Annotated in this window: 10 protein-coding genes; 7 read left to right on the top strand and 3 right to left on the bottom strand. The window is 74.2% G+C overall.

Features of this window, described 5'->3' with window-relative positions; all coding sequences use genetic code 11:
• Window positions 1-77 precede the first annotated feature (77 nt).
• The 5 genes from KBX53_RS13520 to KBX53_RS13500 all read left to right on the top strand — a co-directional run bounded on the left by KBX53_RS13520 (window position 78) and on the right by KBX53_RS13500 (window position 2,941).
• Window positions 78-740 (top strand): uridine kinase, encoded by a 663-nt coding sequence (locus KBX53_RS13520; RefSeq protein ID WP_030332727.1) that lies wholly within the window; start codon window positions 78-80, stop codon window positions 738-740.
• Between the two features lie 163 nt (window positions 741-903).
• Complete coding sequence (locus KBX53_RS13515; protein WP_030332729.1) at window positions 904-1,302, top strand: TraR/DksA C4-type zinc finger protein; 399 nt, start codon at window positions 904-906, stop codon at window positions 1,300-1,302.
• Window positions 1,303-1,350: 48 nt separating this feature from the next.
• The gene (locus KBX53_RS13510) at window positions 1,351-2,223 is read left to right on the top strand and encodes a DUF72 domain-containing protein (protein ID WP_210859558.1); all 873 of its coding nucleotides are present in this window, start codon (window positions 1,351-1,353) and stop codon (window positions 2,221-2,223) included.
• 111 nt (window positions 2,224-2,334) lie between these two features.
• Window positions 2,335-2,520, top strand: coding sequence for a hypothetical protein (locus tag KBX53_RS13505; RefSeq protein WP_030332733.1), 186 nt, complete (start codon window positions 2,335-2,337; stop codon window positions 2,518-2,520).
• A complete protein-coding gene (locus KBX53_RS13500; RefSeq protein ID WP_030332735.1) occupies window positions 2,513-2,941 on the top strand; it encodes a DUF2267 domain-containing protein in 429 nt (142 codons plus the stop codon). Before KBX53_RS13505 ends, KBX53_RS13500 begins: the two co-directional genes overlap by 8 nt.
• A gap of 42 nt (window positions 2,942-2,983) precedes the next feature.
• On the opposite strand, the gene KBX53_RS13495 is transcribed toward KBX53_RS13500, so the two are convergent.
• Window positions 2,984-3,763, bottom strand: a complete 780-nt coding sequence (locus tag KBX53_RS13495; RefSeq protein ID WP_210859557.1) for a DUF72 domain-containing protein — start codon at window positions 3,761-3,763, stop codon at window positions 2,984-2,986.
• Window positions 3,764-3,920: 157 nt separating this feature from the next.
• Here KBX53_RS13495 and KBX53_RS13490 point away from each other — a divergent pair, with 157 nt between their 5' ends.
• Complete coding sequence (locus tag KBX53_RS13490; protein WP_030332739.1) at window positions 3,921-4,226, top strand: hypothetical protein; 306 nt, start codon at window positions 3,921-3,923, stop codon at window positions 4,224-4,226.
• A 9-nt stretch (window positions 4,227-4,235) separates the two neighbouring features.
• Window positions 4,236-5,522, top strand: a complete 1,287-nt coding sequence (locus KBX53_RS13485; protein WP_210859556.1) for a cupin domain-containing protein — start codon at window positions 4,236-4,238, stop codon at window positions 5,520-5,522.
• Window positions 5,523-5,691: 169 nt separating this feature from the next.
• Here the strand turns inward: KBX53_RS13485 and KBX53_RS13480 are convergent, their stop codons facing one another.
• Together KBX53_RS13480 and KBX53_RS13475 are read right to left on the bottom strand one after the other, a co-directional pair.
• Window positions 5,692-6,354, bottom strand: a complete 663-nt coding sequence (locus KBX53_RS13480) for a hypothetical protein (RefSeq protein ID WP_210859554.1) — start codon at window positions 6,352-6,354, stop codon at window positions 5,692-5,694.
• Window positions 6,351-8,538 (bottom strand): FtsK/SpoIIIE domain-containing protein (locus tag KBX53_RS13475; RefSeq protein WP_210859552.1); only part of this gene is annotated, 2,188 nt, incomplete at its 5' end. The genes KBX53_RS13480 and KBX53_RS13475, both read right to left, overlap by 4 nt.

The following is an 8,538-nucleotide window of genomic DNA, read 5'->3' as shown; positions in this document are numbered from 1 at the left end:
GACGACGCCCGGGTCACCATCGACCGCTCCGGCTGACCGGCGTCGCCGAGCCGCCCGGCGCGGGGCAGGATGGTCCGGTGCGCATCCGCCCCATCTCGCCCGACCTGCTCGTCACCGAGCTGACCGGTCGGCTGGCCGACGCGGCCACCCGCGTCGCGAGCGCCGCCGCCGGGCCCGCGCGGCTACGGGTGGCAGTGGACGGCGCTCCCGCCGCCGGCGCCGACGAACTGGCCGCGGCGCTCGTCGACCCGCTGCGCGCCCAGGGCCACCCGGTGCTGCACGTCCGCGCCACCGACTTCCTGCGCCCGGCGTCGCTGCGCTTCGAGTTGGGCCGCACCAACCCGGACTCCTTCTACGAGGCATGGGTCGACGAGGCCGGGCTGCGCCGCGAGGTGCTGGACCCGGCCGGTCCGGGCGGCAGCGGCCGACTGCTCCCGTCGCTCTGGGACGCCGACGCCGACCGGGCCAGCCGCGCCCGCTACGTCGACCTGGCACCCGGCGGCGTCGTCCTGGTCAGCGGCCCCCTGCTGCTCGGCGGCGGCCTGCCCTTCGACGTGACCGTCCACCTGGAGCTGTCCCCGGCGGCACTGCGCCGGCGTACCGAAGCAGCCCAGGAGTGGGCGCTGCCGGCCTTCGACAGGTACGCCGAGGAGGTCGTCCCGGCGAGCTTCGCCGACGTGGTGGTACGCGCCGACGACCCCCGCCGACCGGCGCTCGTGGAGCCCGACCAGGACGGCTGACAACAACCGAGAATCTGTCGGTTTGCGCGGCTGATCGGGCGGGTACTCGCCCGGCTCACAGAGCGCGGGTGATCGCCCGCGCACCGAACGCGACCGTGACCGAGGCCCCGTGCCGCCGGCATCCGGTTCAGCTTGAGGCAGAGGCCCAGAAAGGCAGGCAGCGATGCTCGTCCACGACACGGTCGGTACGACCCGGTCCCAGACGGAGATCGACCAGATCCGGCAGTCGCTCCAGGCGCGCTACGACGAGCTGACCGGCGAGTACGACCAGGCGGTGCTCCAGAGCCAGGTGCTGCGGCTGGTGGAGGTCGGCGACACCGCCGGCGACGACCAGGCCGACAGCGGCACCAAGACGGCCGAGCGGGACACCGCCCAGTCCCTGTTGCGCACCATCCTCGACCGCCGCGCCCAGTACGAGCACGCCCTCGGCCGGCTCGAGGAGGGCACCTACGGCTGGTGCGAGGGCTGTTCGGCGGCGATCCCGGTGGAGCGGTTGGAGATCTTCCCGTCCGCCACCACCTGCGTGACGTGCAAGCAGACGCGCGAGCGGCGGGCGGCCTGAGCCACGCCAGCGGTTGCCGGTCGGTCCGCGACGCGATGGACTGCACCAATGGGTGACATCCTGGTGGGCACCGCGTCCTGGACCGACCGCACACTGCTGGACTCGGGGTGGTACCCGCAGACCGCAGACACCCCGGAGAAGCGGTTGGCGTACTACGCCCGGCAGTTCCCACTCGTCGAAGTGGACGCCACCTACTACTCCCCGCCGGCCGAGGCGACCGCGCGGCTGTGGGCCGAGCGCACCCCGCCCGGCTTCACCTTCAACGTCAAGGCGTTCAGCCTGCTCACCGGGCACCCCACCCGGGTCAGCGCGCTCTACAAGGACCTGCGCCCCGAGACCGACAAGAAGAACGTCTACCCCGACGACCTGCCCGCGCAGTCGTACGAGGAGGTGTGGACGCGCTTCCTGTCCGCGTTGGACCCGCTGGTAGAGGCCGGCAAACTGGGTGCGCTGCTGTTCCAGTTCCCGCCCTGGTTCACCATCAAGCGGGCCAACAAGCAGTACCTGCTGGAGGTGGCGAAGCGCTGCGCGCCCCTGCGCCCGGTGTACGAGTTCCGGCACGCCTCCTGGTTCGACGGTGACAACGCCGACGAGACCCTGGCCTTCCTGCGCGAGCACCACCTGCCGTACGTGTGCGTGGACATGCCGCAGGGCCACCGCTCGTCGCTCCCCCCGGTGCTGGCCGCCACCGCGGACCTCGCGGTGATGCGTTTCCACGGCCACAGCGACAAGTGGACCAGCAAGGACATCCACGAGAAGTTCGGCTACCACTACTCCAAGCGGGAGTTGGCCGACTGGGCGCCGAAGCTGCGCGAGCTGGCCGACGAGGCCGGGCAGACCCACGTTCTCATGAACAACTGCTACCGCGACTATGCGCAGACCAACGCGAAGACCCTCGCCGGTCTCCTCGACGTGGACTGACCTCACCCGATCCGGGTGGTGCCGCATCACCCGCCCCGCGGCGAGGGTGGACGCGGTGGGTACGGCCGTCCGCGGACGGTCGACGCCGGAGACGACACGGAGGTGACGGGGATGACGGTTCGACTGGTGACGGATCGACGGCGTGGTGCCGTCCTGCACGTGGTCGGCTCGGCCGACAACGCCCGGCGAGCACCGCAGGGCAGCCCGGTGCGGGCCCGCCGTGGGCCGGCGGGGCCACCGCGCCGCGCCGATGACCGACGGTGGGACACCACGGAACGGGGGTCGACCAATGGCTGACTCGATGATCTCGGCGTTCGAGTCCTCGCTGGACAAGACGAACATCATTCTCAAGGACATCGAGGACGCCTACGGTTGGCCGAAGGAGCGACGCAACCAGTCGTACGCGGCCCTGCGCACGGTGCTGCACCTGCTGCGCGACCGGCTGCCGGTGAACGAGAGCGTGGAGTTCGCCCAGCAGTTGCCGGTGCTGGTCCGGGGTATCTACTTCGACGGCTGGGTGCCGTCGGACGTGCCGATCAAGCTCAACCGCGACGACTTCCTCTACGAGGTGCGGCAGGGCTTCCCGTACGACGCGGAGGGTGGCCCGGAGCGGGTGACGCAGGTGGTGCTGGACACGCTGCGCCGCCACGTCACCCAGGGTGAGTGGCAGGACGTGAAGGACACCATGCCCAGGGATCTCGCGGTGATGATGCCGTGACGGCCTGACAGCGTGGGCCCGCCCGACCATCGTCGGGCGGGCTCAGTCGTCGGTGCCGGCTGCCTCGGCAGCGGTGGGCACCCGCGACACCGGGTGCCCGGCCCGGCGGGCCAGCGCGGCGAACGCGACAGCGTCCACGACCGCCGCGCCGCCCGGCTCGTGGTGGAAATAGACGTACGCCGGCTCGTCCGGGCCGAAGTCGTCGGTCAGCCGGCGCACCCAGGACCGCAGCGCGGCGCGACCATAGCGGGGCCAGGGCCGCGCCCGCCCCTCGTGCAGCCGCAGGTAGCCGAAGTCGGTGGTGCGCCAGCGGGGGGCGACCGGCCGTCCGAGCCGGTCCGCCCACACCAGCGCGGCCCGACGCCGTTCCAGCACCGCCCGGGTCGCGTCGGTCCACCAGGAGGGGTGCCGGGGCTCGACAGCGACCCGCACCTGCGCCGGGAACAGTCGCAGCGTCGCGTCCAGCGCCTCGACGTCCGCCCGCAGGTTCGGTGGGAGCTGCAGCAGCACCGGGCCGAGCCGGTCACCGAGCGCGGTGGCCCGGCCGAGGAACCGGGCCACCGGCTCCGCCGGGTCGCGCAGTCGCTTGATGTGGGTGAGGTAGCGGCTCATCTTCACCGCCACGCAGAAGTCCGCCGGGGTCCGCGCCCGCCAGGCGGCGAAGGTGTCCCGCTCGGGCAGCCGGTAGAAGGCGTTGTTGACCTCGACAGTGGCGAACCCGGCCGCGAAGTGCTCCAGCCAGAGCCGCTGGGGCAGACCCCGCGGGTAGAAACGGCCGCGCCAGTCCCGGTACTGCCAGCCGGACGTGCCCACCACGATCACCAGCCCATCCTGGCACTCTGCGCCGCCGCTCGCGAACCGCCCGTGTCGCTCCGGTTCGGCGTCTACGGTGAGGGTTAGAGAAGATCGCGCGTGGGGTACCACCCGCAGCACGACGGACCCCGGCGCACGGCGGGGCGGCACACCCGAGGGAGTACCGATGGCACTCAACGATGACGACATGCAGACCACTGGCGGCGGCGGCGTGGAGGGCCCGGCCGACGGTGGCGCGACCCCCGGTCAGCACGACGGTGGTGCTGACGGTGGCGCGGAGGGTCCCGCCGACGGTGGTGCCACCCCGGGTCAGCACGACGGTGGCGCTGACGGCAGCGCGGAGGGTCCCGCTGACGGTGGTGCCACCCCGGGTCAGCACGACGGTGGCGCCGACGGCAGCGCGGAGGGTCCCGCCGACGGCGGTGCCACCCCGGGCCAGCAGGACGGTGGCGCTGACGGCAGCGCCCGGTAGCGGCACGCCATGACGTACCTCGACCCGCCGGGCGGCCACCACGGCCGCCCGGCGGTTCCGTCCGCCGAGGCCACCGCCGCGTTGGCCCGCTGCGTCTCGGTCGAACCGGCCAAGTTCGCCGCCGCGCACTGGGGGCACACCCCGCTGCTCTCGCGCGCCGCCGACCTGCCCGACCCGTCCGGCTTCACCGACCTGCTCAGCCCCGCCGACGCCGACGAACTGCTGAGTCGGCGCGGTCTGCGTACCCCGTTCCTGCGCGTGGCCAAGGACGGCCAGTTGGTCGCGGCGTCACGCTGGACCGGCGGCGGCGGTGCGGGCGCCGAGATCGGCGACCAGGTCCTCGACGAGCGGGTCCTGGAGCAGTACGCCTCCGGGGCCACCCTGGTGTTGCAGGGTCTGCACCGGATCTGGCCACCGCTCGTCGACTTCGCCCGCGATCTGGGCCTCGCGCTCAACCAGCCGTTGCAGATCAACGCCTACCTGACCCCGGCCGACAGTCAGGGCTTCGCCACCCACTACGACACCCACGACGTGTTCGTGCTCCAGGTCGACGGCCGCAAGCACTGGCGCATCCACCCGCCGGTGCTGCCCGACCCGCTGGAGAAGCAGCAGTGGGGTGGCCGCGCCGACGAGGTTGCCGCCACCGCACAGGGCCCGGCCGCGCTGGACGTGGTGCTCGCCCCCGGTGACGCCCTCTACCTGCCCCGGGGGTGGCTGCACAGCGCGCAGGCGCAGGACGCCAGCTCGCTGCACCTGACCGTGGGCATCCGCGCGCTCACCCGCTACGCCCTGGTCGAGGAGTTGTTGGCGCTGGCCGCCGAGGACCAGCGGCTGCGGGCCAGCCTGCCGTTCGGCACCGACGTCGCCGACCCGGACGCCATCGAGCCGGAGCTGACCGAGACCGTGGAGGCGTTGCGGGACTGGCTGCTGCGCGCCGACCCGGGCGCGGTCGCCGCGCGGCTGCGCCAGCGCGCCTGGCCGGCCGCCCGCCCGGCACCGATCCGGCCGCTCGCCCAGGCCGACGCGCTGGCCACCCTGGACGCCGACTCCCGGCTCACACTGCGGCCGGGCCTGCGCTGGCAGCTGGTGCCGCACGATCCGGAGACGGTGGCGGTGCGGCTTTTCGATCGCACCATCACCCTGCCGGCGAGCTGCGAGCCGGCCGCCCGCGCCCTGCTCACCGGCACCGTCACCCGGGTCGGTGACCTGCCGGGTCTACCCGACGACGCCGACCGGGTCACCCTGGCCCGACGGCTGCTCCGCGAGGCGGTGCTCGTCCCGGCTCTGACCGGCTGATCGAGCGGTCCCGGCCGTGATCGAGCGGTCCCGGCCGTGATCGACTCGCTTTTCAGGAAGTCGCGGTGTCCGGGAGGCAGGGACAGCGCGGTTTCCAGGAAGCCGAGTCGATCACGACGGGGCGCGCACGGCGGGAGGCCCCGCGCCGGCGGGACCGCCGCACGCGGGGTCAGCGGCCGAGGACCAGCAGCAGCACGGTGGTCAGCAGACCGGCACCGAAGACCACGGTGATCGGCCGGGGACCGAGCACCGCGTGCCGGCGGTCGGCCAGCACCCGCGCCGGCACCAGACCCACCAGCGGGCCGAGCAGCGTCACCACCAGCGCCAGCACCGGCAGACCGACCGCCAGGTCGCCGCCGTAGCCGACACCGAGCGCGCGGGCACCGGCACCCAGCGCGTACGCCAGCACCCCGCCGGCCACCCCGCAGAGCGCCAGCAGCGGGTTGACCGAGCCCGGCAGCTCGCCCGGCTGACCGGCCCGGTCCAGCAGGTCGCGGGCCTTGGCGAGCAGCAGCACCGGGTCGGTGGCCCCGACGCCGTTGGCCGGGGCGGGCGGGCCGCCCAGGCGACGGGCGCCGAGGCGCGAACGCACCAGCTGCCACAGGTGGGCCACCTCGGCGTCGACCCGTTCCTGCAGCTCACGGGCGGCGACCAGCTCCTCCTCGGCGCTGCGGAGCTGCTCGGCCGCGTCGGCGACGGCCCGCTCGGCGGCGGCGCACTGCCGCTCGTGCCAGGTGTGCGCCTCGGCGCGCTGTTCGCGCACCCGCGCGGTGAGGTCGGCCAGCCGCCGCAGCTGCGCCGCGTACGTCTCGCTGGTCACCGGTTCGTTCATCGTGTCGGTCCATACGGGATGATCACCTGTCCGGTGCGGTGGACCGCCCGGTCGAAGAAGAGGCCCCGCCACGGGCGGGGATACCAGTCCGGGCCGCCGGTGCCCGGGTAAAGCGAGGAACCCAGCTCCCCGCCGTGCGCGTCCAGGGCCACCCACGCGCCGATCTGGTCCGTGCGGGCGGCCGGCCCACCCAGGTCGGCGCGCATCCGGGCGACACCCCGCCACCAGGCCAGCACGTGCGTGCGCCGCTCCGGCCCGTCGTGCAGGATCCGGCGCAGCTGCTCCAGACCGCTCCGCCGACCCGCCCGGACTGCCAGCGCGCCCGCTGCCGCGTCGACTGCGAACAACAGCAGGTAGTGCGGGCTCCCCGGGCCGCCGCTGAGCCCGTCGGCCGTCTCGGCCATCAGCTCGCCGACGGTCTCCTCGTCGTACCAGGCGGCGTCGTCGGCCAGGTCGTCGTAGAGGGCGCGGGCGACCGGGTCGGCGTCCGCGTCGAGGCAGGCGATGGAGAACCGGGCGGTGCCCGGCGGGTGCTGGCGGGCCAGCGACCGGGCCGCCGCGTCCAGCACCGCGCACGCCTCGTCGACCCGGGTGCCGAGCACCGCGAGGTTGCGGCCCGGGGCGCGCGGCAGCCGCAGCGCCGCCGAGCGGGACTGCACGTCGATGATCTCGCCGAGCAGCGCCACCGGGTTACGCGGCGCGCTCCCGTCCGGCGGCGCGGCCAGCGCCCGGAAGTCCGGGGCGTCGCCCAGCCGGGGGATCGCGTCGCCGTCGAAGAGCCGGGCGGGCGCCGCGTCGGGGGCGCGCATCCGCCACAGCCGGTGCTGCAACCCGCTCCAGGTCTCCCAGTCGCTGGCGGACGGGATGCGGGCGACCTCGTTGCCCTCCACCATGCCCGACTCCGCGTTGACCACCGCGTGCCAACGCGGCAGGGACTGCGCGGCGTCGTTGCGCTCGGCGAGGATGCGCAACGCCTTGGGCAGGGCGATGCGCAGGGTGAACTGGGCGACCAGCGCGGGACGGCCCCACAGCGCCTCGATGCCCCGTACGTCCTGCGAGGCGAGGACCAGGTGGATGCCCTGGGACCGGCCGCGCCGGGCCAGGTCCTCCAGCAGGTCGGCCGCCTCCCGGGCGACCACGTCCCGGCCGGCCAGCAGCATCTGGAACTCGTCCACCACCGCGACGATGCGGGGCCAGTGCCCGGTCGGGTCGACCGCGCGCAGCTCGGCCAGCTTGGTCACCTCGTGCTTCTTGGCCGCGTCGGCGCGTCGGCGCAACTCCTCGGCGAGGAAGCGCAGCAGCGCCAGCCCGAACTCCCGGTCGGTGTTGACGTTGATGCCGACCAGGCGCATGTGCGGCAACCAGCTCGGGTCGCGCCGGCCCTGCGCGAACCGCGCGAAGGAGACCCCCTCCTTGAAATCCAGCAGGTAGAACTCCAGCTCGGCGGGGGAGTAGCGGGCCGCCAGGGCGCCGATCCAGGCGAAGATCAGGTTGGTCTTGCCGGTGCCGGACGGCCCACCGATCAGCGCGTGCGGTGGATAGTCGCCCAGCGTCACCCGCACCGGCCGGCCGTGCGGGCCCTCACCGATCGGCGCGGTCAACCCGTCGGCGGAGTCCTCCCGCCACATCAGCTCGGGCGGGGGCAGCAGGTCGGTGAAGGGGGTCGGCGGCGGGCCCGCGTTCACCCGGGCGGCCACGTCCCGGCAGGTCTCGGTGACCAGCGTCGCCGGTGGCGGTGGGTCCAGCCGGACCGGCAGCCCGGCCGAACCGCCGATCCGCGCGCCGGACGCTTCGGCCACCACCCGGGTCACCGTCGGGTCCTCCGGCAACGGCGCACCGTGCACCACCAGGTGTACGCCGCAGGCGGCGCCGGCACGCACCACCCGGTCCAGTTGCCCGCGCTCGTGCCGGTTCAGCTCCTCCCCGCCGAGCAGCACCGCCACCCGCCACGGTTCGGGTCGTCGGCCGGTCGCCGCCGCCAGTTCGCGCAGCGACGCGTACTCCCCGGCGAGGACCGTCTCGTTGATCCGGCGGATCTGCTCCACCAGGTCGTCCAGCAGCGGACCCAACCCGCCCGGGCCGACGAAGGTGAGCAGCCCCGCCGTGCCCAACGGGGCGAACCCGGCCAGACCACCGCCGAGCTGGTCCGGGTCGTACCCGATCAGTCGTACCGCCCCGGGGTCG

This window comes from Micromonospora sp. M51 (assembly GCF_018070305.1).
In the GTDB taxonomy this organism is placed as follows: Bacteria; Actinomycetota; Actinomycetes; order Mycobacteriales; family Micromonosporaceae; genus Micromonospora; species Micromonospora parva.
Note: the sequence above shows the minus strand (reverse complement) of the source record. Positions and strands in the feature narration are given on the sequence as shown.

What these genes read in the sequence shown, in the direction of transcription:
- KBX53_RS13515 (WP_030332729.1), top strand. Translation starts at nt 904, where the DNA reads ATGCTCGTCCACGACACGGTCGGTACGACCCGGTCCCAGACGGAGATC.
- KBX53_RS13510 (WP_210859558.1), top strand. Translation starts at nt 1,351, where the DNA reads ATGGGTGACATCCTGGTGGGCACCGCGTCCTGGACCGACCGCACACTG.
- KBX53_RS13490 (WP_030332739.1), top strand. Translation starts at nt 3,921, where the DNA reads ATGGCACTCAACGATGACGACATGCAGACCACTGGCGGCGGCGGCGTG.
- KBX53_RS13480 (WP_210859554.1), bottom strand. Translation starts at nt 6,354, where the DNA reads ATGAACGAACCGGTGACCAGCGAGACGTACGCGGCGCAGCTGCGGCGG.
- KBX53_RS13505 (WP_030332733.1), top strand. Translation starts at nt 2,335, where the DNA reads ATGACGGTTCGACTGGTGACGGATCGACGGCGTGGTGCCGTCCTGCAC.
- KBX53_RS13500 (WP_030332735.1), top strand. Translation starts at nt 2,513, where the DNA reads ATGGCTGACTCGATGATCTCGGCGTTCGAGTCCTCGCTGGACAAGACG.
- KBX53_RS13485 (WP_210859556.1), top strand. Translation starts at nt 4,236, where the DNA reads ATGACGTACCTCGACCCGCCGGGCGGCCACCACGGCCGCCCGGCGGTT.